Origin of the sequence: Nostoc sp. JL33 (genome assembly GCF_017114985.1) — a bacterium.
Taxonomy (GTDB): domain Bacteria; phylum Cyanobacteriota; class Cyanobacteriia; order Cyanobacteriales; family Nostocaceae; genus Nostoc.
The window spans coordinates 22,467-46,397 of record NZ_JABXKP010000023.1 but is presented as its reverse complement, the minus strand read 5'-3'; the positions used below and the strand labels follow the sequence as shown (position 1 = coordinate 46,397).

The following is a 23,931-nucleotide window of genomic DNA, read 5'->3' as shown; positions in this document are numbered from 1 at the left end:
GCTGACGCATTAACAATGCAAGCTGACGCATTAACAATGCAAGCTGACGCATTAACAATGCAAGCTGACGCATTAAGATTGCAGGATATTGCCAAATTTAATTTGCTACGAATTAATGGAATGCTGTACTTAGATCATCTGGTGTCGGGTAATTCAGCTTGCGAAACCTTGTAAGAATTTGGTTTTAGCCGCAGGATACTGCTGGGTGACTTGCTCAAGCGCTTGATTAGCTTGTTCTTGATCGGGAAAAGGCAGTGAAGCCGGAGGCAATGTGCGTGCCTCTGCGGGCACAGTCGTCGCCATAATCGTGTACTCAAAACCTGCGGGAACATAAGTATTGAGTAATCGTGCCGTTTCAGAATCGATTTGAAAAGCGTGTTTTGTGCCTCGTGGAATTGACACAAACGATCCAGCAGTTGCTTTAATCGGCTGATCTTCGACAAAGAAGGTGGCTTCGCCTTCCATAATGTAGAAGGTTTCATCTGCCGCCTCATGAATGTGAGGTGGTGCTGCCAGACCGCGCGGTATCAGTTCTTCTATACAGGAATATTGTCCATCCGTATCTTCGGCAGTTGCCAGCATAATCCAGAGAATGCCCATACCCCAGTAAGCGCGACCTTCAGCACTATTAACTTGAAAAGCTTGTGGCTTGTTTTGTGCGTTCATGTATAAATCCTTTATCTCAATTGGTTATAATTTATGGTGGAAAAAGCTTAATTTTCATCCCTTGATTGACCAATCTCTAGAAATCGTAGGAGAAATGAAGCCTGACTGTCTTGGATGATCTTGCTTTTTGACAGTACATTCTTGCTCTAAGCGCGGAACTGGTTGGGTGAAATACCAAAATGGCGCTTGAAATGGCGGTTAAGGTGACTTTGATCGACAAAGCCCACCTGAACTGCAATGTCAGCGATCAAGAGATTTGTAGTTTTGAGTAGCCGTTTCGCCTCTTTTGTGCGGCATTTGAGTAAATACTGATGTGGTGTTAACCCGGTCGATTGTTTAAACAAACGGCTAAAGTAATAAGGACTCATCTGTACCATTTCAGCCATAATCATCAGGCTAGGATTCTGCGCCGAATGCTGGTGAATATATTCAGTCACTTGTCGTAATCGAGCCTGTGATAATCCATCAGAATAGCTTGCAATTTTGGGCTTTTGGGTCGAGTAGTGCCGTAGTAAATGAGCAGAAAGTGCGGTTGCCATTGACTCGGTGTAGAGGCGATCGCAGACATTCTCAGACTCAAGATTTACTTTTAGAGCAATCCCAATTTGATAAATTAACGGGTCATTTAACTTGAATTGGGGTATAATCTCAAGTCGATCCGGATCGGTCACTTCAGCCGCGATCTGCTCGATAAAGTTGGGTTCAAGGTGTAGAGCAATCCACTCGCTTGAATCCTGTAAACGGACTGATACAGGAGCAGTTGCAGGGGTTAAACAAATATCGCCGTTTCTGAAGCGATCGCATCGTAGATGACCATTCAGCAATTGCTCTTTGATCACGACGGTGTGATTGAGATGAATAGTGATCAGATGCTGCGAGAAACAATGCTCAGGGGTCTCAACGGCATTGTGGTATTCGTAATAGCTAACTCTGACTCCATTCCAGAATCCTTTTTGACTAGAAAGAACGGGCGCACTTGAACCAATTTTTGAAATGAATTCGTCGCTGGTAGCATCAAGTATTAACGGCTGTTCTGTAGTCATGATTCTTCTACTGGCTGTTGAAGTCTTACCAAATTGAACAAATACTTGGGTTACAAATAGCACTCCTTCTTACCCATTGATATCTATCTGGAGTTATACCAATTCTGTATGAAGATGCGCTAAACCATATTTAAGTACAAGAAAGAAAGTGGAAAAAGTATTTCCCAAAAAGCCACTGTTTTTGCCAGATAAAGAAAACCAGTTCTTAATTTTGGATAAAGTCGAGCTAAGAGGGAAAATTCAAAGTCTCTCTCCTTTTAGGAGAGAGATTTAGAGAGAGGTTTTCCAGATCCCATGAAAAGTCAGGTCTAGTGTCTAAATCGGAGTAAAATTCACTCATGAATCAGCTAATCTCAAAAAATAAGAGACGTAGCTACGTCTCTACAGGAGTTCTGGGTAACGCATATTTAATTTCACCAGATATTTAATTATTTCCTAATAATTTACCCTGAGTATTTTATGGTTTTTAACCCGACTTTTTTCAGCAAAACGAAAACATTAGAAATCTCCAATTAGCCGCGCCTTTCTGAGGAAGAATTGCAGTACAGTTTCTTCGCGGGAAATGATATCAACCCTACCCTCCATTCCTAATTGAATGTGACACTGATTTTTCCCTTTACCTAAAATTAGATTTTCCGGTTCAATGGTCACTTCGTAGTAACTACCAGCCGTTGGTCTTTGCCGACTAACAGACGTGTCATTAGATGAATCGCTATTATTCTTTTGGGGAGTAATTGCATCTGGAGAAATCGCTTGGACTTTACCCTTAAGCGTGCCATAATCTGGGTAAGGACAAGCACTAACCCGCATTTGGACTTTTTGACCAATTTTTAACTTGTTCTTATCTTCAGATGCCACTGCTGCTTTTACAACCTGAGCGACATTGCTAGGAACAATTTGCACCACTTCCTCGCCAGCACGCAGGCTTTGACCGGGATTTCGGAGATTAAGTTGAGAAATAATTCCATCAGCTGTAGCTGTGATGGTGGTTTGACTTAAGTCTAATTCTATTTGTTTAAGTTCGCTGGTATCCCGTTCTAGCTGTTTTTCAAGTTCAATTTTTTGTTTAACTAGAGCTTGGCGATCCTTTTCTAAAGTTGCTTTGTTGCTTTCTCCTCCGGCTTTTTCTTGGGCGATGCGCTCAGTAGCAATAGCAACTTCAGCATTACTGGGGTTGAGGGCAGTTTGGGCGCGTTCTCGTCTTGCTACAGTAGCAGATAGTGCTTGTTCTAAGCGTTGAATTGTTTGTTTTTGCGCCTCAACGGCGCCTCTTTGCCCTTCGACTGATTGTTCTTGCTGTTTCACAAGCAGTTGTGCTTCTTCAAATTGGTCTTTAGATAGGGCACCGACTGCGGCTACACTCTGATAACGGTTTTCTTTGGATGTGGCTGCACCCAAAGCCGCTTCCGAGGCACGGAGATTTGCTTGTGCTGTCTTTAACTGTTCCTTACCGATCTGCAATTCTCTTTCAGAAATTCTGATATTGGCATCAGCTTCTTGCAACTCGGAAACAGTAGTAATTTTTTTGTCTTGATATTGCCGATAGCGACCGCTTAATTCGGCTTCGGCGCCTGTAATAATCCGGTGAATGCGGTCGGTTTCGGCGCGAATCTGGCTGTTGAAGGCTTGAATCTGGGCATAGGTTTGCACCAGTTGTAATTTAGCTTGTTGGATATTAGTTTGCAGTTGAGTTTTTTTAGTTTGCAGACGGGAATCGTCAATGGTTGCGATCGCATCTCCTTTTTTAACAACTTGATTTTGTTTGACATAAATCTGCATTACTTGACCTTCGGTTGTGGCTTGCACAACCCGCAATTCACCGATTGGACGAACAACCGCCTGTCCTCTAACTGTGACTTTATATTTAGCGATCGCTGCGACTGGAATTGCTAAACAGAGAATGCCAAGGATAATTATGCCGCCAAAGCTAGTCCAACGACCAAGTGGTGGTAAAAATTCGCTTGTTTGAATTGGGGATACAAAATCTGTGTTGTTAACCATACTTTAGTGCAGTATTAAAGAAAAATATCATTTAATTAATCACACTAGGCTTGCTGTTAAGGTAGGAACCAGAAGCTGCGATCGCTAAATCGTTTTTTGATGTCACAATATCATCTAGGAAATTTAAATGGTCGCCTTTGATTTGACGCAACTCTTCTGGTGTACCTTGAATTTGTAAGCGTCCAAGTTCTAGCAGTACAATCCAATCTGCTCGCTGGATGACTTTTGGACGGTGACTAATCATAATAGTGGTCTTACCCTGGCGATGGTAAAGCAATTGATCTAATATTTGTGCTTCGCTTACCGAGTCGAGGGCACTTGTAGATTCGTCCATAATCAGAATCGGGGGTTGAGTAACTATTGCCCTAGCGATCGCTAACCTTTGGCGCTGTCCCCCAGAAAGATTTGCACCAAATTCTCCTAAAATAGTTTGATATTTATCGGGTAGTTTGCTGATAAACTCATCCGCACCAGCAATCTGACAAGCTTCCACAATACTTTCAAAACTAATGTCAGGATAGCTGAAGCGGAAATTATCAATAATGGAACGACTCCAAAAATGTGGTTCTTGGGGAATTAACACCACCTGTTGTCGCAGACATTCTAAAGACAAGTCTTGCTGGTTGTAAAGACCATAACGAATATTACCCGACTGGATTTTATATAAACCAGTAATTAATTTAGCTAGGCTACTCTTCCCGCACCCAGATTTCCCAATTAAAGCTATTACTTGACCGCCGCGAATAGTTAGGGAAAAATCTGACAACAGATCAACTCTACCTGGATGGTGGAAGTTGAGTTGAGTACAGCTAATCTCTGCATCCCCAGGAATTTGTGCCCAAGGCTTTTTAAAATCATTTTCATCTTCTGGAGTAGCATCAATGACTTCCGTTAAGCGTTGAATGACTATTTGAGCGGTAATAAATTCATCAACTAAGCCAATCGCAGAACTCAGAAAGCCGAGAAAGTTACCACTCATGCCGTTATACGCAACTAATTGCCCGATACTTAGAGTCTGATTAATTACTAAGCTGCTACCCATCCAGAGGATGCCAATATTAATGAAAGCGGAAAGAACACCGACGAGGGTACTGCTGTAAAGCCCTAATTTCATCGTAGTCCAACCCAAGTTAGCCAGCCGACCGTAATTCCCTTGGTACTCTTCCCAAGCTTGGGGTGTCGCTTGGGTAGTTTTTAACACTTGGACACCACGAAAGGTTTCCACAAGAAAGCCTTGGTTTTCTGTACCCGAAATAATCATATTGCGGGTTTGCCGGCGGATAGCTGGTAAAAACAGCAAACTAACAGCCGTAATCACGATAAAAGCGGCGATGGAAGCTAAAGTTAGTTCCCAACTGTAGAACAGCATCAAACCTAAGGAAACTACAGCAATAAAAAATTGGCTGGGTAAACCGAGGACAATTTGAGAAACAAGATTATTGATGGCATGAACATCAGAAATCCGACTAACAACTTCCCCACTGCGTCGGGCTTCAAAGTAGGAGAGAGGCAAATGTAGGAGTTTGCGTCCATATTCCAGAATTAGCCCTAATTGTAATCTTTGACCAAAGTGACCAATTAGATGAGATTGCACTAAGCTAATCACACTTCTAATCAGGTTCATGGTTATCACCCCAATTGCTACAGTTGCTAGCAGTTGGGTATCTCCTCGCACTAACACATCATCCGTCAGCAGTTGCATCATAAACGGAGTAGCCAAAGAAAGGATTCCAATGGCGATGTTGATAGCGATCGCTTGGGCAATAATAAAACGATAGGGATAAACTCGTTGGATATAACGCCCAAGACCACCGATTTTATCAGACTCTTGGTGATAAAAGCGACTGTCATCAGGACTAAGAAGCAACATCACGCCATTAGCCCAACCCGCCATTAATTCTGGACGCGTGAGATAGCGGATGCTAATACCAGGGTCGGCAATTACGTATTTTTTGCCTTTTTGACCATATAACACTACCCAGTGGTTCCCTCTCCAGTGAATGATCGCTGGGAGGCATATTTGGTGCAATTGGTCGATGAGTTGGGGAGTAGCTTTGACTTGGCGGGCATTAAATCCCAGCGTTTCCGCTCCCCGCTTCAATCCCAATAAGGACGTGCCTCGCGAACCCGTACTTACTGCTTCTCGGACGCGGTTGAGGGTAAAGGTGCGTCCGTAATGTTTGGCGATTGTGGCAATGCAAGCAGCACCACAGTCTTCTTCATTGTGTTGAAGAACAACCTGGTATTTCATTTTCTCTTTTCAATTATTGGGGAGAAAATAAAGTCGGGTCAAATGACCCGACTTAATTGAGCGTTTGGCTTGTCAGTTCAGACCTTTGACAGCTGGCTGACGCCCTAAAAAGAAAGTCATTGCGCTTGGCTTACAACCCATTTGCGGTATGTTTGAGAAATTTAAAACAGTAAATCTGCTTCAAATTTACGCAACGCTATAGAGTTCTATATCGTATGGATTGCCAGGAGTGGAGTTGTTGTTTTGAAATTCATATACTTTCCCATCCGCCAAATTGTATGTTTTGTAATCCTCATAGCCCGATCTACTGTCTTTGTCAAATTTAATGATTCCTCCGCTATAGGCAGTCCAGATAGCGGAATCGCCAGGATTTGGATAATTTGTTGTTTTACCATCGACACTGTAGGGGATATAGTATCCCGTTTTGTTTCTAACGGTAAACACCTCGGCTCCACCAGTAATTGTTTCACCAGCTTGTTCGTCAAGTTCTTCGACCAAACCCAAGCCTTGTAAGATATTTTGATTGTTTGACATGATTTTTCTCCTTAATTTAATTCAAGTTAAGGCAGAGGTATTTGGATAAATCTTGCCTTTCCTGATTAGTACATTGTTGTTGAGATACAGTAGAATTCAGAATTCAGAATTCAGAAGTAAAACAGGCTTTGAGACTTCGCGCTCTTTTATTACTCTCATTAGAGAATATATAAAACCTTATTTCTCCTTGCTTGGTTTCCAAACAAGGATTTTTTGGCTTTGCTGATCAGGCTTTGAAAAAGATTCAAGGTCAGCATTTTATTTTTCTCTATTCGGAGATATAAAAGACCCTTTGCTTGTGTACTTCCTCAATTGGAATTCATCTGTATTATGTAGTATTTCATCAAGTTAATTGATAGACTTTTAAAAAAACTTAACAGTAAAATGATCAGAGCTAACTAGCGTTCTTTTATTACTTTCATGAAAAAATATTCAAAACCTTGTTTCTCCGTGCTTGGTTCCAAACAAGTTTTGTCGTAAGGGCTAGAGGCGCTTACTAGCAGAGAATTTAATTAATTTCGGACTGCGTAACATAGTTTAGCTTCCGTGGGTTTAAGTCCTTTGCTTCTATATATAAGTGGCGGGGTATAAATCCCCGTTACAAAACTTAATTACGAATTATTGAATTTATTCTTGCCCACTTACTTATGGAATAATGCGATCGCCAAGATTGCCCAGAATTTTCACACAGAAACTAACGATATTGATATATTTGATTTTATTCATATATATGTCAATAAGGAAAAATAAATAAGTCCAAGTGACCTGAATTATTTTTATATTTTTACCAACTTGAGACTTTTTATTACTAACAAAAGCTGGAGAATGGATTCTGGAGTTGCTAGATATGATAATCAGCGAGGAGCAGTGTTTCTCATCTTGATAACCTGGGAATCAAGTTTGATTACTCTGGGGAGGTCACTTTCACAATGGCAAACAAGGCATCTGCAAGATACCGAAACAGCGCCGAGTCCCCAGGAACTCGGATGAGAGTAAAAAGCAATACTTTCACAAGCTCAGTAACTATAATCGCACTCAGCACTCCTGAAGATTCTTCATCGGGAAAAATTTTGTGAGACATATCCTTAGTTCACTGCAATCTGGTAAGATTTCCAACAAGTAGAATAACCGCTAGTTCTCTTTTTCTTGAAGCCACTGATTTCGGGTCTTTTTTGGGAAAGGACAATAACAAATGTCTCATCTATTGTGGAAAACTCTGGTACTAAGTCCAGTAGTTTTGGGAGTGACGGTGTTGCTTTCTGCAAGGGCTATGGCTGCTAAAGTAGCAGGCTCTTATGAAGATATAAAGGCAAAAGTTACTCAAACAGAAGTACCAATAGCTTCTGCTGCTTCAGTATTCATTCAAACAGAGCAACCAAAAGTTAATCAGCAGTTGATTGCCCAAAAGACTGATGATAATAACGTTTTAGAACAAGTTAACCGCTACAACAGCGAAGGCAACAACCAGAATTCACTATCTCAAGTCACATCAGTTTCTCAGTTTTCTGATGTCCAGCCGACTGACTGGGCATTCCAAGCTTTGCAATCCCTGGTTGAACGCTACGGCTGTATTGCTGGATACCCCGATAGCACTTACCGTGGCAACCGAGCATTAACCCGTTATGAATTTGCCGCAGGTTTGAATGCTTGTTTAAATCGAGTTAATGAACTGATTGCAACAGCAACTACGGGTTTGGTGTCAAAACAGGATTTGACCACCCTCCAGCGTTTGCAAGAGGAATTCTCGGCAGAACTATCAACTCTGCGTGGCCGAGTAGATGCTGTAGAAGCGCGTAGTGCTGAACTTGAAGCAAATCAGTTTTCCACTACAACCAAGCTGGTTGGTGAAGCAATTTTTGCTGTCACCGACAACTTTGGCAACAACGACAACAACAACACTGTTTTCCAAGACAGGGTGCGTTTAGACTTGCAAACCAGCTTCACAGGTAAAGATACCTTGCATACTAGGCTTGCAACTGGTAACGCAGTTGGATTGGCTTTACCAAATGGCACATTTGAAGGGACTCAAACCTTTAATGTGTCGCCTTCCACCAACAACAGTGTTTTTATAGACTGGTTGTCCTATTACTTCCCGATTGGCAACTCCCAAGTTTACATAGCTGGTACTGGAGGTATTCAGAGCGATTACGTTCCTACCGTCAACCCATACTTTGAGGATTATGATGGCGGTAACGGTGCTTTGTCTACATTTGCTTCCGAAAGCCCAATCTATCGGATTGGCGGTGGTGCCGGTATCGGCGTTAACTTAGCCTTTGGTAGTGGTGGCGGTGGCTTTGAACCTTCATTAACCTTGGGTTACTTGGCATCTCAAGCGAATAACCCTGGTCTAAATACGGGTTTACTTGAGGGTAACTATGCTGCTTTAGGACAGTTGAACTTAAAAGTAGGCGATCGCTTCACTTTAGCTGCAACCTACGTCCACGGTTATCATAATGGTGGTACTGTTTTATTCGATGCAGGCTCCGCGAGTACAACAGCTGCTGTAGTCGGCACTGCCCAAGCTAACTTTGTCGGTGGTGGTAATCCATATTCAAGTAATTCCTACGGTTTTGAGGCCGCTTTCAAACCTAGTGACAAACTTTCAATTAGTGGCTTTGCGGTTTACAGCGACATCACAGGTTTTGGTGCTAATGATGATAGTCAAGTTTGGAGTTATGGACTTGGGGTAGCCCTGCCAGATTTAGGTAAAAAGGGCAACGTTTTAGGACTTTTCGCAGGTATTGAACCATATGTTGGAGGTAACACTGGTGATAAACCCTATCACTTTGAAGGTTTCTATAAGTATCGTGTCACCGACAACATTTCTATTACTCCTGGGGTAATTTGGTTAACCAATCCTGGCCAACTTCCTGGCAACAACGATGATGCAATTATTGGTACGCTGAGAACAACTTTCACCTTCTAAAGGTTTACTGAAGAAGAATTCAGAATTCAGAATTCAGAATTCAGGAGCCAGAATGGATTCTGACTCCTGAATAGAGAATCGAGGTTTAGAGCAAGCGATTTTAAGAAAAAAATCGTGACTTTAAGAAAAAAATCGTGACTTTAAGAAAAAAATCATGACTTTAAGAAAAAAATCATGATTTTAAGAAAAAAATCGTGATTTTAAGAAAAAAATCGTGATTTTAAGAAAAAAATCGTGATTTTAAGACGCAAAGCTTAGATATAAGACGCAATGAGTTGAAAAAGCAACGCTAGGGTATCTAAAATCGGAAATATTCAGATAAATCTCAATTTTTTAACTTAATTGCCATAATGCACAGCCAGACTACGAAACTTAAAAAGCAATGGTAATTTGTGGGGTGGGCATCTTGCCATTGGTGTCAACTTAAGGTGAAAACCAGCCTAGAACCAGCTTTTAGCAGATTACCTCGTACCTCGTTCCCAGTCTCCGACTGGGAATGCCCCTCATTGAGGCTCCGCCTCCGTAACTTGTGGCACCACCAGGAACTGCATTTCCAGCCAGAGGCTGGAAACGAGATTTTAAAAGGGTTTTGGCTTAAGTTGACACCAATGGCAACATGAGCGCCTTTCTATACGGGCGCTCATGTTGCCCACCCCACAAGTAGTGGTAATTTATTTGTTGTCAGTCCCTTAAGTTGACACCAATGACCATTGCTGTGCCCCTGCATCGTCTATTTACTATTATTTATTTGGTAATCCAGCGTACCTGCCATTTTTTGCAGTTTTCTGCCCACCTCTTCCATCGTGTAAAAGAACGTGAAAAATCGGAGTAGCTCATCCATTGGGTAATCTTGCTGTTTAATTTCTTCCAACCGATTTAATTGCTCTGTAGCATTGGTAAGTGCAACTTCCATTCCTGACAAAGATAAACTCGGTTGGTGCGATTTGACAGCTGTTGCTAAGGTGAGCATTGCACTTTGAGTTTCTAGTGCCAGTTGGGTAATTTGAGGTGAAAGAATTTGCCAGAAAGTATCCTGCTGTCTAGCAAGTACGGTATGTTCCATTGTCAAGATGTGTTCCCAAATCCTGCGGATGAGAAACTCCCAGGCTTCATTCACCCGTTTTTCTGGCGGTTCGTTTGTCTGTCCCTGTCTGACTTCCTGCCATAGCGATCGCCCCTTGCTCAGTGAACTAATGATACTGGTTTTCAACTTATCCACACGGGGGCGATCGTAGTTTCCTGTAAAGGCAGAGTCCACAACCAACTCATAAAACTGCTCCAAATCAGTTAGCGTTTGCGACAAAGTTCGCCTCAGTTCTACTCCAGCTGAGGCAGGAAAAATAAAGTTGTTTACCAACAGTGCCACACCAATACCCAACAGGGTTTCGAGAAATCTGCCCCAGGCGTACAGCCAAGGTGATTGGCTGTGACTCAAAATAACGATCGCTGACACATACCCCGCCAATTTTGCCGCCTCATTGAATTTCCAATAAGAAGTCAGAAAGATCGTCAAAAATACACTGATTCCCAATGACCAGAAATTGGTACCTAATGCAACCGCAAAGATGGCTCCACCGATGGCACCAATCACAGTGCCAATTATTCTCTGAATTCCTAGTAACAAAGTGCTGCCATGAGTAGATGACATCACAATGATCGCGGCGATCGCTGCATAGAAAGGATACTCCCATCGCAACGCCTGAGCAACTTCAAAAGAAATTGCCGATGCGATCGCCATTTTGAATGCCATCTTAGCTAGTACAATTGTTGAGATTCCATCGGGAGTAGCAGCCCAAGTTTTCAATGCTGTGATCATTCTCAGCTTGTGCGATCGCCCTTTAGGTGGAAGACCATTGGAGGGTTGTATCATGGGTATCGGGTTTATTTGATTTGACAAGCGATCGCAATCACAACATTACTGATAAAATATCCAAAATGCGAGAACTTTACCCAGCGATCGAGCCTTACTTAGAAGGTAGTTTACAGGTTTCTGACCTTCATAGGATTCATTTTGAAGAGTCAGGGAACCCGCAAGGTCAACCCATCGTTTTGTTGCATGGAGGCCCTGGTGGTGGATGTCCAGCTTTTTATCGGCAATATTTCCACCCAGAAAAATGGCGGTTAGTAATGTTTGACCAGCGCGGTTGTGGTCAAAGTACGCCCCATGCTGAATTACGAGAAAACACCACTTGGGATTTAGTCAGTGATATCGAAAAACTGCGCCAACATTTAGGTATAGAAAAGTGGGCGGTCTTCGGTGGTAGTTGGGGTAGCACTTTATCATTAGCCTACAGTCAAACCCATCCCTCTCGATGCGCGGGATTAATTCTGCGTGGTATCTTCATGCTGAGACAAAAAGAGTTGCAATGGTTCTACCAAGAGGGTGCTAGCTATATTTTTCCTGATGCTTGGGAAGAATATCTCAAACCAATTCCCATAGATGAACGTGATGATCTGATTACAGCATATTATAAACGCTTGACCAATCCAGATTTAGAAATTCAATTAACAGCAGCGCGTGCTTGGTCAATTTGGGAAGGTAGTACAAGTAGACTTTTCTTAGACCCAGAACTTATGCAAAAGTTTGGCGAGAGTGAATTTGCTTCAGCTTTCGCACGTATTGAATGCCATTACTTTATGAATAAGGGATTTTTGGAAACAGAAGATCAATTACTCTTAAATGTACACCGTATCCGCCATATTCCGGCTGTAATTGTTCAGGGACGCTATGATGTAGTCTGCCCGATGATATCAGCTTGGGAATTACATCGCGCTTGGCCGGAAGCGGAATTTATAGTGGTTCCTGATGCCGGACATTCGATGAGTGAGCCAGGAATTTGCAGCGCTTTGATTGAAGCAACAGATAATATTTAATTCGGTTGAATAAAATGAAGTTGGACTTAAAAGCTGATAAAACTAGCTTATGCAAGACTCTAAACAAGAAATAAATGCCAGAGCTTCTATAGATTTAGAACAGCGAAGGAATTGGTATTCTCCAGTTGCTGATGTTTATTACAACGCCAGACCACAATATCCAAAACAACTGATCGAGCAGTCCGTCGTTTTAGCCCAACTTTCCTCAGATTCATCGATTCTTGAGGTCGGTTGTGGTCCAGGAAATGCGACGGTAGCTTTTGCTCAATTTGGTTTTTCAATGACGTGTATTGAGCCAAACCAGGATTTTTGTCGTTTGGCACAACGCAACTGTGCAACCTATCCAAACGTTGCAATCCATAACACCTCATTTGAGGAGTGGGAACTGGAAGCAAAACAGTTCAATGCCGTTCTATCTGCTAATGCCTTTCACTGGATACCGTCAGAGATTCGGTATGCCAAGGCAGCTACGGCATTACGCGACAACGGGTTTCTCATCCTGCTATGGAATCTGAGACCTGAACCGAAATACGAAGTTTACCAAGCGACCGAGGAAGTGTATCAAGCCTATGCTCCCTCATTTGTTCGGTATGAAGGTGCCAATACTCAAGCGGAAATTTTGAGAGGGTTTGAACAAGACATTCTAGACTCTGGTTATTTTAAGGAGTTGGTGACTGAGCAAATCGCGTGTGAGGTTACGTACAGCATGGATGACTACCTTAAGCTATTAAGTACCATTGGGAGACTGGAGCCAAAGGCGAAGGAGTTGCTATTTGCAGGATTGCGGGAAAAGCTGAGGAACTTTGGAGACAGTATACACCTCTCGTTTATTTCTGCTGTTCACGTTGCCCGAAAAGATGGATAAGCTGTTGAATTCGTTACGTAATGACGCAGCAGAACAAATCATTGGAGCGGACGTGCAAAGTCTTTCCGTCTAGCGTTACAGTTAGTCTCTCGCCGCTCAATTTGGTCGTTAAACTCATTTTTAAGAATTCGAGAGTTACATTATAATCGCCATAAGCTTGCTGCCACAGCAAAAAGGCTGCCGATCACAATTGTAGAAATTATAGTTCAAGTCCGCGACTCTGTTGATGCGCTTGCTCCAGATCATGGTGCATTGACTGTGGAAACTTATACTGTATGTGAAGCATCAATGTAAGTAGTTCACTACAAAAAAAGAGCTATGCGAATTCTAATTATGCAAAGCAGTGTGTTGTTGCTCCTGAGTGCGGTGACAACTGGCTGTGTGGGTTCTTCCTCTGTTACAAAACAGCCGCAAGCCTTGCCAGCAAGCACTGAGCAAGCAACGAAAGCAACTGTGTTGACTTCAACACCTACACCGACTGAAAAAACTACAGACAATTCTACCCCACAAGCCACTATTGCCACGAATCCGACGCGCTGTGAAACTAGCCAATTGTCAGTGCGCCGAGTCTCCGAAGATGCTGGTGTTGGGAATGTTGCACTCACCTACGCCTTCACCAATAACGCCTCATCCCCTTGCACACTCAATGGTTATCCAGGATTGGCACTACTGGATGCAAAAGGTCAGCCTTTGGAAGGGGTTAAAGTTATCCGCTCCCAGGATACTTACTTTTCGAGTCAGCAACCTCGACAACAAGTAACTCTAGCTCCTGGAAAACAAGCCTCATTTCAGATAGCATATAACCACATTAGTTCCCCAGACAAACAGTGCCCAATGTCTAGTAAAATTCAAATCACGCCTCCTAATGCTTACCAGCACTTTACCCTCACCGAACAAATCAAGCCTTGTACAGGTAAAGTCAGAGTGACTCCAGTGCGAGCCGTTAACACTCAACCCTAGTAAATTTCTGTAATTTACTCAAAGACCCAGAAAAAGCATAAATTTAATCAAAGCCTCTGATAAGTTCAGTATTGTACTATTCACAAAGGTTAAAAAATTCTATGGAAGGAATTGATGTTGCCGATCAAGACGGCAGAGTAGATTGGACGGCAGTGAAAAACTCTGGTAAAACTTTTGCGTTTGTCAAAGCTACAGAAGGAGTTAGCATTAAAGATTCTGCTTTTGCTCATCACTGGCCGACCATGAAAACTGTTGGTATTATTCGGGGCGCTTATCATTTCTTTCACCCCCATACATCTGATCCGGTTCAGCAAGCGAAAGAATTCTTAAAAACACTGGGAAAATTAGAACCAGGAGACTTACCACCGGTTCTAGATGTAGAGGTAACTGACAAAGGAAATAGCCAAGCAGTAATTAGTGCAGCCAAGCAGTGGTTAGCAGAGGTGGAAAAAGCCCTTCTACAACAAACACAAAAACCAATCAAACCAATTATTTATACCTTCCCCAGTTTCTGGGAACAAATTGGCAATCCATCTGATTTTGCTAGTTATCCGTTATGGATTGCCCACTATGGAACCAAGAACCCAAGTATTCCTGGCGCTTGGCAGGGACAATACCTAATCCATCAATATGAAGGTGATATATCTGGTGTAGCTGGAGTTAGTGGTCGAGCCGATTTGAATAGATTTAATGGATTGCAGCAAGGAGATTCTGGGCTAAGAGTAAAACAATTACAACAGCAATTAAAAGATATTGGATTATATACTGATGCCATTGATGGGCATTTTACGGAGTCAGTTAAGAATGCAATTGTTAGTTTCCAAACATCTAAAAAATTGCAAGCTGATGGAATTGTCGGTATAAAAACTTGGGTAGCTTTATTGTGGGTTTAGAACAAATTGTACACTCAATAAATAGACCCATACTCACCATCGAATGAATGTAAACATGGGTGATGCTTTACATCTAATGTTTACTTATTTTAATTAGCGATCGCACTTGTTTTAAGTATAGCCACTTCTAAAAAAGCCCTCACTTTCCTCCGAGGGCTTTACAATCATCTGTATTTCTATATCTGACTAACATCGAAATGCACAAAACTGAGATTTTACCTGGAAAAAACCTTTAAGGATTCGTTTGAGTGAATTAAACTTAACCCGCCTGATAGCTTTACTCACTTCTACCCACTGCCGTTTTCTTTTACTTGCTTCTGGATAATCTTCACTCAGCATGTCCACTGGTAACAAATACATCTTGACGCGGTAACTTTTGCCTCGTTTGCGGTACTTGTAAGTGCCCAGTTCATTCGCGTCTACCTGCCCAATCACCCCTGCTTCTTCCCACGCCTCTTTGGCTGCTGAATCAGGCGGACTCATGCCATTAGGAATATCTCCTTTCGGAATCACCCAATCTTGAAAGTTACGGGTTGTGATTAGCAAGATTTCAATTTTACCATTGTTCACTCTATAAGGAATCACCCCAGACTGTTTAAGCACTTTGCTGACTTTTCCACTCATGCAATTTGTATCCTGTACGTCTAGCTTTTTTGTACAATATTTACTTTAGAAAGTCGAGAGCTGATACTGGATAAATCTTGATTAATCTTAGGTTATGAAAAGATTAAATTAATGCTTTTTCCCGATAAAAGTTAATTATTCAAAGTAGGGGCGCACAGCTAGCTGTGCATGAGTGTCAACTTAAGCTTAAACACGAGAGAAAATCCTCGTTTCCAACCTCTGGCTGGAAATGCAGCTGATTGCGGCTCTGCGGCAAATTCAGGAGGCGGCAGCCCTCACAATAGGCATTTCCAGCCAGAGTCTGGGGAGAAAGCTATTTCGCTTAGTGGACTTCACATTAAGTTAACACCAATCACATCTGTGTGAAACATCTGCAAACTCGCAGAGTATGAGAATCGCTAGGTTTGTAATCTTACAAATATAAAATCAATTGCTGGAAAATCTGTATTCCTGATGACTGATTGACAAATGCGGCACTCTTCAAAACATCAGATATTCTGGCTTAATGTCAGAATATACTCAAATCACAAGATTCAGATCCCCGACTTCTTAGAGAAGTCGGGGATTTCGTTATTCACGAATAATTTAGAATTGCGATATATGCTACGAATGTAACTAACTTGACTTCTTCAGATTTTGGTAGATATACAGCGAAGATATTGTATTTAAATCTACTTCTTTACGCTCATCTTCATCCTCATTAGTATTTTTAAACAGGGCTGTAAATGCACCAGCCCCTAATCTATCTTGAGGAAACATCCGATAACAAGGCATTGTAGTTAAATGCGACTGATATTTGGCTAAATTAGTAATTTCTATTGCCTGAAACTGAGGAAAGCGTGACAAAAACCATTCACAAACTTGCTCATTTTCTTCGGGTGAATATGTACAAGTCATATAAGCAAGATAGCCTTGTGGTGAAACAATTTTAGCAGAGTTAGCTAGAATCCGCTTTTGCCGATTTGCACTCTTATTAATAGCAGTTGGGTGAAAACATCCGGGTGCTTTTTCACCTTTAGCAAGTAAAGATTGTCCAGTACAAGGAGCATCTACTATTACTAGATTGCTAGAGCGGGGAAACATTTGGGCAAATATGCTCGAATCTCGATTAACCACTGCACTAGAGCTAATCTGGCAACGCTTCAAATTAGAAATTAGCATTCCCAGACGTTTGCCAATTACTTCATTACTAATAAGTAAGTCAGGTTGTAAAGCTCTCCAAGCGAAGATACTTTTACCTCCTGGTGCGGCACACATATCAAAAACTAAACTTACTGATTGAGGAATAGCTAACAAACTAGTAGCTGCAAACACCGAAGAAAAATCTAAACAATAGAAATATCCTTTTTCATGCAAGGGATGTTGACCGGGTTTTTCTCCCAGATATAAGCGGTCTATAAATTGTGGTTGCCAAGAGGTTGGTGTTTCTACTGTTAAAGGCGAAACCTCTGGCTTTTCTTGACACCAAAGAATACTGGGTGAAAAAGGCTGAGGATTCATTAAAGCCTCAACAAATTTTTCTTGCTCATCTAGATTAGTGAACAACCGCCGCGAGACTTTAAGTAATAAATTAGAAGGTTTTTCCATGTTAATTATGAATTATGAATTATGAATTATGAATTATGAATTAGTATGTTGTATCAGAACCGAAATCAAACTGTTACACAAGAACAATGTAATTAAGGCTTTTGGCTTCATACTCAAAATATAATGACCGCCATTGGGATCGCAATGGCCAAGCTACCCCACTGCATCGGAGAAGGTCATGTTCTTAGATAATTTTCCGCAAAAATTACGCAAAGAAGCACAATTATGGAGGGATGAAGGATTAATTAGTTCTTCGCAGTATGAGGAAATAGCAGAACGTTATCAATTTAAAAACCTGGAAGCTGCTGCACGCGATCGCAATAAAGCGATCGCGATTGCTGTGGGTAGCATACTTTTATGCTTAGGCATAATTACTTTTGTAGCAGGAAACTGGCAGGGAGGATCGCGAGAAGTCAAATTTATTCTGATGATCAGTTTGTTTTTTGCGATCGCTATTACTGGATTTTACACCTGGAGACAACCTGAAGCAAAAAAATCACAACAAAGCAAACGCTTGCTGGGAGAGGGGTTGCTAATTTTAAGCGCCTTCATTTTCGGTGCAAATTTACTGCTGATGGCCCAGATGTTCAATATTGCCGGTTCAACTTCCCAATTGTTTCTCGCCTGGGGGTTGGGTGTTGTGGTGATGGCCTTCAGTTTGTGCTTAAATTCTTTAGGAATTCTGTCAATTGTTCTAGTGGAAATCGGCTATTGGGCTGGACTAGAAGACTTGTGGTACTCTTCAGGGGAGTTAACTTGGTCGCGTTTAGTGGTGCAGCATATGCCTTTGTTGGCATGGCTGGTGTTTGTACCCTTAGCCTACTTGTGCCGATCGCGTTGGATTTTTGGTCTAGCAGCCTTTGTTTTTGCTAGTTCCTTACAAGCCAACCTCAATCCCCTGCCACTGCTGAATTATGCTGATATAGCCCCTTGGGTGGCATCTTTTGCTTTTGCACTCCCACCTGCATTATTCTGGAGTTATGATGATTTGCTGTTTCCAAGCATAAATTACAGGTTGTTTCAACCCCTAGCCCGTAATTTAGCGTTGATAAGCTTCGGCATTGTCTTTTATATCTTGTCTTTTCGTTGGGTCTGGCAATCTCCAAATTATGCTTATAATCAGCCAACGAATGTGACAAACTTGTTTGAGTCTCTGCCGATCATCGATTTGGGGATTCTCAGCGGCTTGGCGGTATTGCAATGGTTGTTTCTACTACGCCAAAGAAATAACCCTCCGCGTCGTGAAGTGATTTTCACTACTGCTATCATTAGTACCTTTCTTGCCTTTATTGTCCTAGTACCTTTTTGGCATCAAACTATCAGCCGGATTGATGAACTTGGTGTTTTTATTTTCAATGTACTTCTAGCAACATTAGCCTGGGGACTAATTCAAGAAGGATTGAAATTAAACAACAGAAGTTCCTTTTGGGGCGGTATGCTGTTAGTAACACTGCAAATTATCAGTCGCGTGCAAGAGTACGATACAGACTTACTTTTTAAGTCGCTGGTCTTTATCTTGTGCGGTTCTGCTTTAATTAGCGCTGGACTCTGGTTTGAACGCCGCCTACCTGGTGGTAGCTCTACAAGTAAGAAGTAGGGCAAAATCAGGAGTCAGAATTGAGAATTCAGGAGTCAGAATTCAGAATTCAGGAGAAGCCCAATCATAAAGAGATGGAGTTTGAACAAAGTATTTAATGTTTTCTGTACAGTTCACAAGGAGATCGGCTTTAAACCAATAATCATCTACCAGTTGCACTCAAAGCCCTTCTAACTCCTAACTCCTAACTCCTAACTCCTAACTCCTAACTCCTAACTCCTTCTAAAATCTGCCCATCATCAAAATCTCTGTGCGTCAAAGTTTTTAAAGTTTCTCTGCGTCAGTCCTAATCTCGTTACTTTTGACCTCCTCAATACCTCTGCTTTTAGGACTACGCTCATGACTAATAGTTCTTCTGAATCTAAAAATAAAGCTTTGTCTCCCGAAGCCGAATTTTCCAGTAAGGTGACTTTTCGGGATTACTTGATTGCGACTGAACAAAAATCGAATAAACCCTTACCTTTTTGGCGGTTAATAGTTCCTCTGGCGCTGCAAACAGGGCTAATTATGGCAGTACCAGCCCAAGCCGTTTACACAGATGTGACAGGTAAGACAGTGATTTTGCAAACCGTACCTGTAGACCCTAACAATGTGCTGCAAGGTAACACCTTAGCGTTAGATTACAACATATCCCGTACCGCAAATTTGAGCAGACTACCTGGTTGGCAAACGTTAGTCAGCAAAGGTCGGGGAAGTGGCAGAAGATTGCCTGAAGGAACCAACATCTTCGTGATTTTGCAAGAACAACTATCCTTTGGGCGCGGTGTTCCTAGAGCTTGGAGACCATTACGAGTAACTAGCGATCGCCCCACAAGTCTTAGAGCCAACCAAGTAGCCTTAAAAGGTGTTTATCAGGATGGTTCCGTCAACTACGGCTTAGAAACATATTACATAAAAGAAAACCAACGGCGGCAGATTACCAACGACTTGCAAGCCCAACGCGCCCGCAGAGGACAAGTACCACCCATTGTAGTCAAGGCGAAAGTAGATCCACAGGGTAAAGCAGTCCCAGTTAGTATGTGGGTGCGCGATCGCAACTATCGCTTTTAATCGTTGAACCCCAACAACCCCGCGCCGCTTGCTACTGTGTACACACAAGACATAGCAGTGAAAAAGAGACGTAGCAATACTACGTCTCTACAAGGGTTCTAGATAAAGCATATTTAATTTCTGGAGATATCTCATATATCGCCTAAATTTCTAATGAAATAAGTAAGTCAGTGAGAATAAATTAAACTAGATTAAGTAATGTAAAAAATCTTGAGATTAGTTCGTAGTGAGGACTTTAGTCCTCAAATGATGGCTGAAGCCCTCACTACAAACCTTGAATTATTCACACCGCTCTACTTATAGCATTTCTTAATTACATGAAGTCGATCATAGCCCCCTCCTCGCTTGCTCTTAGGGGGTTGGGGGTGGGGTTATTGTACTGGACTCAAAACAGTATATTTAGAGTAAGATTATCAGCAACTAAAACTTGCTGATAATATATGATTTTGCGTGGATTTAGCCGAAAAGCAAGGCTACTATTTACAACATTTTTACTGCTAGCATTCATCGCAGTAATTGCGGTGTGGCAACTCTCCCCAACACAAGCCCAGTTAGTACAACAACAAAGCAATTATGCGGTACATATTCGACAAAATTTTAATCAATCTGGTTTTTATCCCGTTGCACAAATTCCCTCTACCAACCTTTATAAACCTATTGCCAACTGGGTAGGAAGGTTAATTTTACCAACGAAACAGCAATTACAAGATGGTTTGGATTGGGTATGGATTGAAGTGCAATATGCACCACCTACAGCACAAAATTTGGTAGGGGATATTGTGCGTTTGGAGTGGAAAAAGAATAAAGATTTGCTTGCTTTGGATCAAGCCGTAAGGCGAGATATAAATTTTACTTCTGAAGTAATTAAAAGTCAAAAACAAGGAAACATTCATCCTTTTCGACTAAATGGAGTTCATCAGGTAGGGATTTTACGCTCTTTAGCTGGTGCAAATCCTGATGATAATGTAATTGTTACTTTAGATTCAAGTACAAGCATTGATGCAAATCAAGAAAAACCTATTTTGCAAATTGAACGCGAACCTGTTTTGGCAACTGGTAGGTTTTATGGGTTGGTAAAAATAATTAAACCGATTAAATCTAGCTATAAAACTATTTTATTTCCAGGACAAAAGCAGTATAACAATTATTTTTTGGTACAGCATTATAATCCTAATTCAAATAACTTTGATGGTCTTAAAGAAACTATTCGTATTCCCCAACAAGTAATAGATAAGCGAAATTTTGCTCCTTCAAGTTTGCATCAAATCGAACAATCACCTGCGGGTGATCATGGGTGGTATATTTATGGTGCTGCCGATGCAAAAGGCGTATTTACGGTAGTAGCACTTGCACCTCGTTCTCTGTTTCAAATTCAACCCCGTCAAATCATTACTGGTGAGGAATTAGGGCTAAATTACATCCAAGAGATAAATTGGGGAAATACCGAGAAAAATAAAGGTAAATTCAATACTGTATTATTAAAACCTGTAGAAACACAAAATTCATTTAATCAATCTATATCAAAATGGCAAGAAGGCAATAAAGCTATTGTCCTACACCTATTTGGTGGAATTGGCGGACGTAAAGCTGAACCAGTCAGATTACCTTATACTATCACCGGACATTTTGCTTTTGGAATTGCAGAAGTTGTCCGCGACGAGTTTACTAAGGAATTACGCTTCGAGACTAAATATCACCAAATTTATGCCCATAACCCTGATGGAATTATTGCCGGAACGCATACATGGGCTGATTATATGGGTAATTTACAACGTGGTTGGCTGGCAACACGCCCAGTATCAGATATTCTGATCAAATTCGACCCTGTAACGCAGGATTATGATTTTGATGGTGTTAAACTTTCGCCTTTAGAACAATTCCGGCAACAATTACAGGTAACAATGGCACGTTATCGGGTTGGTGATGGAACTGGTGGCGCAATGGTATCACCTGCTACCTCATGCGTCCAAGACTCAAGCCAAGCACTTTATGCTGCGATACTGGCAATTAAAAACCAAGTTGCTACAACTCCTCAAATTCAAACTTGGGTACGCGCAAACCCCAATCACCCGCAAACATTACGCTTTCAGCAGCTAGTTGAATTAGGTCAATCTTTGGAACAACAATTAGCACCCTTGGGTATAGTTCGCGCTGATTGGCACAGTCAAGCAGGTATACTCGCAGGTACGGGCATAGGAAAAACGACGGAACCATTTCAAGATCGTAGTATTTGGGCTGGTTTGACAACATGGCGAACAATAATGCCTAGACAAGCACACGACGACCTCGCCACAATATTTTTAAAACATGGTGCGGTTATGCAAGTATTGCGAACCAATCAAGTAGGTGGTTGGCAATCTAATATTACACCCATTGCACCAACAGTAGTTTTGGGACAAATTAAGATTCCCTTTAGCAATATTTCACCACTTTCGATTCTTTTAAATCGCATTTTAGTGTCGTTAGCAGTTCCGACACTAAAAGATTGGTTAGTGATTGTTTTACTACTAATAATTTATAGTATTATTGCTCTCCCTTATGGTTGGAAATTTGGGTTTGTAAAGATAGAAGTTTGGTCTGCAAGTTGGACTGATAAATGCTTGTTAATATTGCGTTGTTTATTTTTACCTGCGATTTTTGAAGAAGTATTATTTCGCGTTTTTTTGCTTCCTCATCCTAGCGAAATCACCAATTGGTTCCAATGGGCTTTGTGGGCAATAATGAGTTTATTATTATTTATTTTGTATCATCCATTCAATGCTAAAACATTTTTTAAAGCTGGAATACCCACATTTTATAATCGTGTTTTTCTGGTTTTAGCTGCATTTTTGGGAATTATATGTACTCTTGCATATACCCTAACAGGATCTTTGTTTGTAATAGTTTTAATTCACTGGGTAGTTGTTGTAGTTTGGTTAATTGTTTTTGGAGGAATCAACAAATTTGATAATAATTAAAAAATTCAGAATACTAAGTTGAACAAAAAAATGGTAAAACATCTATTTAAAACCTTTTTATCAAATATTGATGATTACAAAGCTTCTGAAAATTTTTGGTGTGATTTGTGTGAGAGTATTCTTATAAAACACCAAGGACAGAAACATGGATGGAAAATTTGGTTGAACGTTCATTTTGTTGATGGAACTCCATTTTTAGATGGGAATCCAATTTATAGCTTAATATCGCCAGATAGTAAAAAAAGTATTTGTATTAATCAAGAGGAAACGACTACAGAAAAAGTTTCTATTGGAGCATGGATGGATAAATTTGGGCCTATTGATGAAGAAAATTTCATTGAAGAATTAGTTATTGTGTGCGAACTTTCAGAGGGATCTGTACAATTGGCTAGCGAACTTATCGAAGTATGGGTAAAAGAAAATACTTCATATTATGAAATGGAACTATTGATTGAAAAGAAACTTTGAGAGCATAGGTCTTGAAAGTGCCAGGTGCGGGATGGCGACTGTCTCGACTGCCAAGAGTAAACTATGATGCCTGTATTTAGCACCACCGAATCAGGGCAACCTTCCCCAGCCGCCTTGTTGCAACAACCGCAGAACTTTTTATTAGCGATCGCACTACAAATTTACTAGTATTGAGCAACACACTGCTAAGGCACGATTAGCACTGGGCAAGGAGAAAGATTAATCACGCGAGTGGTAACACTATCACTTACTCCTTCTTCAGTCAAGCCTAGCCCCCGACAGCCCATGATAATTAAATCAGCCCCGATTTCATCAGCGACATCGCAGATAGTAAAAGCTGGTTTGCCTTGCCTTTCCAGGGTTTCGGATTTAATTCCTTGCCCAGAAAATAAAGATTGGGCATTTTCTAGCAGTTTGGCAACTACCTCTGGTGACACCATCGGATCTGCACTAGGCGCGTCTTTTGGTGGTTCTTCTACCACAGACAGCAGCACCAAACGACTGCTGTACTTTTTAACTACGTTGGTAACAACGTCAGCAGCTTCCCGCGTTTCCCGGCTTTGATCAATAGGAAATAGTACTGTCTTAAATATATCTGTCACTTGGGTACCCCTGACTCCGGTAAAATCTTGATG

19 protein-coding genes are annotated in these 23,931 nt (G+C 41.4%); 9 read left to right on the top strand and 10 right to left on the bottom strand.

The genetic code is table 11. From position 1 onward, the window contains the following. Positions 1 to 153 precede the first annotated feature (153 nt). The 6 genes from HWQ23_RS05565 to HWQ23_RS05540 all read right to left on the bottom strand — a co-directional run bounded on the left by HWQ23_RS05565 (position 154) and on the right by HWQ23_RS05540 (position 7,576). Complete coding sequence (locus HWQ23_RS05565; RefSeq protein ID WP_292824727.1) at positions 154 to 666, bottom strand: quercetin 2,3-dioxygenase; 513 nt, start codon at positions 664 to 666, stop codon at positions 154 to 156. Positions 667 to 812: 146 nt separating this feature from the next. Beyond that, on the bottom strand, positions 813 to 1,709 hold the full coding sequence (locus HWQ23_RS05560) for an AraC family transcriptional regulator (RefSeq protein WP_292824724.1): 897 nt from the start codon (positions 1,707 to 1,709) through the stop codon (positions 813 to 815). A gap of 498 nt (positions 1,710 to 2,207) precedes the next feature. After that, complete coding sequence (locus HWQ23_RS05555; protein ID WP_292824721.1) at positions 2,208 to 3,710, bottom strand: beta-barrel domain-containing protein; 1,503 nt, start codon at positions 3,708 to 3,710, stop codon at positions 2,208 to 2,210. Positions 3,711 to 3,741: 31 nt separating this feature from the next. Continuing rightward, positions 3,742 to 5,961, bottom strand: coding sequence for a peptidase domain-containing ABC transporter (locus HWQ23_RS05550; RefSeq protein WP_292824718.1), 2,220 nt, complete (start codon positions 5,959 to 5,961; stop codon positions 3,742 to 3,744). A 186-nt stretch (positions 5,962 to 6,147) separates the two neighbouring features. Further along, positions 6,148 to 6,495: a hypothetical protein gene (locus tag HWQ23_RS05545; protein ID WP_292824715.1), complete on the bottom strand. Its 348-nt coding sequence runs from the start codon at positions 6,493 to 6,495 to the stop codon at positions 6,148 to 6,150. A gap of 904 nt (positions 6,496 to 7,399) precedes the next feature. Further along, entirely contained in the window at positions 7,400 to 7,576 is a 177-nt protein-coding gene (locus HWQ23_RS05540; protein WP_292824712.1) for a hypothetical protein, read from the bottom strand. Between the two features lie 111 nt (positions 7,577 to 7,687). On the opposite strand from HWQ23_RS05540, the gene HWQ23_RS05535 reads away from it, so the two are divergent. Continuing rightward, positions 7,688 to 9,421: an iron uptake porin gene (locus tag HWQ23_RS05535; protein ID WP_292824709.1), complete on the top strand. Its 1,734-nt coding sequence runs from the start codon at positions 7,688 to 7,690 to the stop codon at positions 9,419 to 9,421. A gap of 730 nt (positions 9,422 to 10,151) precedes the next feature. Here HWQ23_RS05535 and HWQ23_RS05530 read toward each other — a convergent pair. Next, positions 10,152 to 11,291, bottom strand: a complete 1,140-nt coding sequence (locus tag HWQ23_RS05530; protein WP_292824706.1) for an FUSC family protein — start codon at positions 11,289 to 11,291, stop codon at positions 10,152 to 10,154. A gap of 65 nt (positions 11,292 to 11,356) precedes the next feature. Between HWQ23_RS05530 and pip the strand changes: the two genes are divergently transcribed. The 4 genes from pip (at position 11,357) to HWQ23_RS05510 (ending at position 15,013) form a co-directional block, all read left to right on the top strand. After that, positions 11,357 to 12,295, top strand: a complete 939-nt coding sequence (pip, locus tag HWQ23_RS05525; RefSeq protein ID WP_292824732.1) for a prolyl aminopeptidase — start codon at positions 11,357 to 11,359, stop codon at positions 12,293 to 12,295. Positions 12,296 to 12,344: 49 nt separating this feature from the next. Further along, a complete protein-coding gene (locus tag HWQ23_RS05520; RefSeq protein WP_292824703.1) occupies positions 12,345 to 13,160 on the top strand; it encodes a class I SAM-dependent methyltransferase in 816 nt (271 codons plus the stop codon). 318 nt (positions 13,161 to 13,478) lie between these two features. Further along, a complete protein-coding gene (locus tag HWQ23_RS05515) occupies positions 13,479 to 14,120 on the top strand; it encodes a DUF4232 domain-containing protein (protein ID WP_292824700.1) in 642 nt (213 codons plus the stop codon). A gap of 101 nt (positions 14,121 to 14,221) precedes the next feature. Then, complete coding sequence (locus tag HWQ23_RS05510) at positions 14,222 to 15,013, top strand: GH25 family lysozyme (protein ID WP_292824698.1); 792 nt, start codon at positions 14,222 to 14,224, stop codon at positions 15,011 to 15,013. Between the two features lie 186 nt (positions 15,014 to 15,199). Here the strand turns inward: HWQ23_RS05510 and HWQ23_RS05505 are convergent, their stop codons facing one another. Beyond that, positions 15,200 to 15,637, bottom strand: coding sequence for an NUDIX hydrolase (locus HWQ23_RS05505; RefSeq protein WP_292824695.1), 438 nt, complete (start codon positions 15,635 to 15,637; stop codon positions 15,200 to 15,202). Between the two features lie 615 nt (positions 15,638 to 16,252). After that, on the bottom strand, positions 16,253 to 17,224 hold the full coding sequence (locus HWQ23_RS05500; protein WP_292824692.1) for an RsmB/NOP family class I SAM-dependent RNA methyltransferase: 972 nt from the start codon (positions 17,222 to 17,224) through the stop codon (positions 16,253 to 16,255). A gap of 178 nt (positions 17,225 to 17,402) precedes the next feature. Here HWQ23_RS05500 and HWQ23_RS05495 point away from each other — a divergent pair, with 178 nt between their 5' ends. The 4 genes from HWQ23_RS05495 (at position 17,403) to HWQ23_RS05480 (ending at position 23,296) form a co-directional block, all read left to right on the top strand. Further along, positions 17,403 to 18,821: a DUF2157 domain-containing protein gene (locus HWQ23_RS05495; protein WP_292824689.1), complete on the top strand. Its 1,419-nt coding sequence runs from the start codon at positions 17,403 to 17,405 to the stop codon at positions 18,819 to 18,821. A gap of 339 nt (positions 18,822 to 19,160) precedes the next feature. Further along, positions 19,161 to 19,871, top strand: coding sequence for a GDYXXLXY domain-containing protein (locus HWQ23_RS05490; RefSeq protein WP_292824686.1), 711 nt, complete (start codon positions 19,161 to 19,163; stop codon positions 19,869 to 19,871). Positions 19,872 to 20,311: 440 nt separating this feature from the next. Beyond that, on the top strand, positions 20,312 to 22,828 hold the full coding sequence (locus HWQ23_RS05485; RefSeq protein ID WP_292824683.1) for a CPBP family glutamic-type intramembrane protease: 2,517 nt from the start codon (positions 20,312 to 20,314) through the stop codon (positions 22,826 to 22,828). Positions 22,829 to 22,858: 30 nt separating this feature from the next. After that, the gene (locus HWQ23_RS05480; protein ID WP_292824680.1) at positions 22,859 to 23,296 is read left to right on the top strand and encodes a hypothetical protein; all 438 of its coding nucleotides are present in this window, start codon (positions 22,859 to 22,861) and stop codon (positions 23,294 to 23,296) included. Positions 23,297 to 23,481: 185 nt separating this feature from the next. Here the strand turns inward: HWQ23_RS05480 and HWQ23_RS05475 are convergent, their stop codons facing one another. Next, positions 23,482 to 23,889: a universal stress protein gene (locus HWQ23_RS05475; RefSeq protein WP_292824730.1), complete on the bottom strand. Its 408-nt coding sequence runs from the start codon at positions 23,887 to 23,889 to the stop codon at positions 23,482 to 23,484. Positions 23,890 to 23,931: the final 42 nt, after the last annotated feature.

Bases quoted from the DNA above. Each gene is read 5' to 3' on its own strand.
- HWQ23_RS05565 (WP_292824727.1), bottom strand. From the start codon at position 666: ATGAACGCACAAAACAAGCCACAAGCTTTTCAAGTTAATAGTGCTGAA.
- HWQ23_RS05560 (WP_292824724.1), bottom strand. From the start codon at position 1,709: ATGACTACAGAACAGCCGTTAATACTTGATGCTACCAGCGACGAATTC.
- HWQ23_RS05555 (WP_292824721.1), bottom strand. From the start codon at position 3,710: ATGGTTAACAACACAGATTTTGTATCCCCAATTCAAACAAGCGAATTT.
- HWQ23_RS05550 (WP_292824718.1), bottom strand. From the start codon at position 5,961: ATGAAATACCAGGTTGTTCTTCAACACAATGAAGAAGACTGTGGTGCT.
- HWQ23_RS05545 (WP_292824715.1), bottom strand. From the start codon at position 6,495: ATGTCAAACAATCAAAATATCTTACAAGGCTTGGGTTTGGTCGAAGAA.
- HWQ23_RS05540 (WP_292824712.1), bottom strand. From the start codon at position 7,576: ATGTCTCACAAAATTTTTCCCGATGAAGAATCTTCAGGAGTGCTGAGT.
- HWQ23_RS05535 (WP_292824709.1), top strand. From the start codon at position 7,688: ATGTCTCATCTATTGTGGAAAACTCTGGTACTAAGTCCAGTAGTTTTG.
- HWQ23_RS05530 (WP_292824706.1), bottom strand. From the start codon at position 11,291: ATGATACAACCCTCCAATGGTCTTCCACCTAAAGGGCGATCGCACAAG.
- pip (WP_292824732.1), top strand. From the start codon at position 11,357: ATGCGAGAACTTTACCCAGCGATCGAGCCTTACTTAGAAGGTAGTTTA.
- HWQ23_RS05520 (WP_292824703.1), top strand. From the start codon at position 12,345: ATGCAAGACTCTAAACAAGAAATAAATGCCAGAGCTTCTATAGATTTA.
- HWQ23_RS05515 (WP_292824700.1), top strand. From the start codon at position 13,479: ATGCGAATTCTAATTATGCAAAGCAGTGTGTTGTTGCTCCTGAGTGCG.
- HWQ23_RS05510 (WP_292824698.1), top strand. From the start codon at position 14,222: ATGGAAGGAATTGATGTTGCCGATCAAGACGGCAGAGTAGATTGGACG.
- HWQ23_RS05505 (WP_292824695.1), bottom strand. From the start codon at position 15,637: ATGAGTGGAAAAGTCAGCAAAGTGCTTAAACAGTCTGGGGTGATTCCT.
- HWQ23_RS05500 (WP_292824692.1), bottom strand. From the start codon at position 17,224: ATGGAAAAACCTTCTAATTTATTACTTAAAGTCTCGCGGCGGTTGTTC.
- HWQ23_RS05495 (WP_292824689.1), top strand. From the start codon at position 17,403: ATGTTCTTAGATAATTTTCCGCAAAAATTACGCAAAGAAGCACAATTA.
- HWQ23_RS05490 (WP_292824686.1), top strand. From the start codon at position 19,161: ATGACTAATAGTTCTTCTGAATCTAAAAATAAAGCTTTGTCTCCCGAA.
- HWQ23_RS05485 (WP_292824683.1), top strand. From the start codon at position 20,312: ATGATTTTGCGTGGATTTAGCCGAAAAGCAAGGCTACTATTTACAACA.
- HWQ23_RS05480 (WP_292824680.1), top strand. From the start codon at position 22,859: ATGGTAAAACATCTATTTAAAACCTTTTTATCAAATATTGATGATTAC.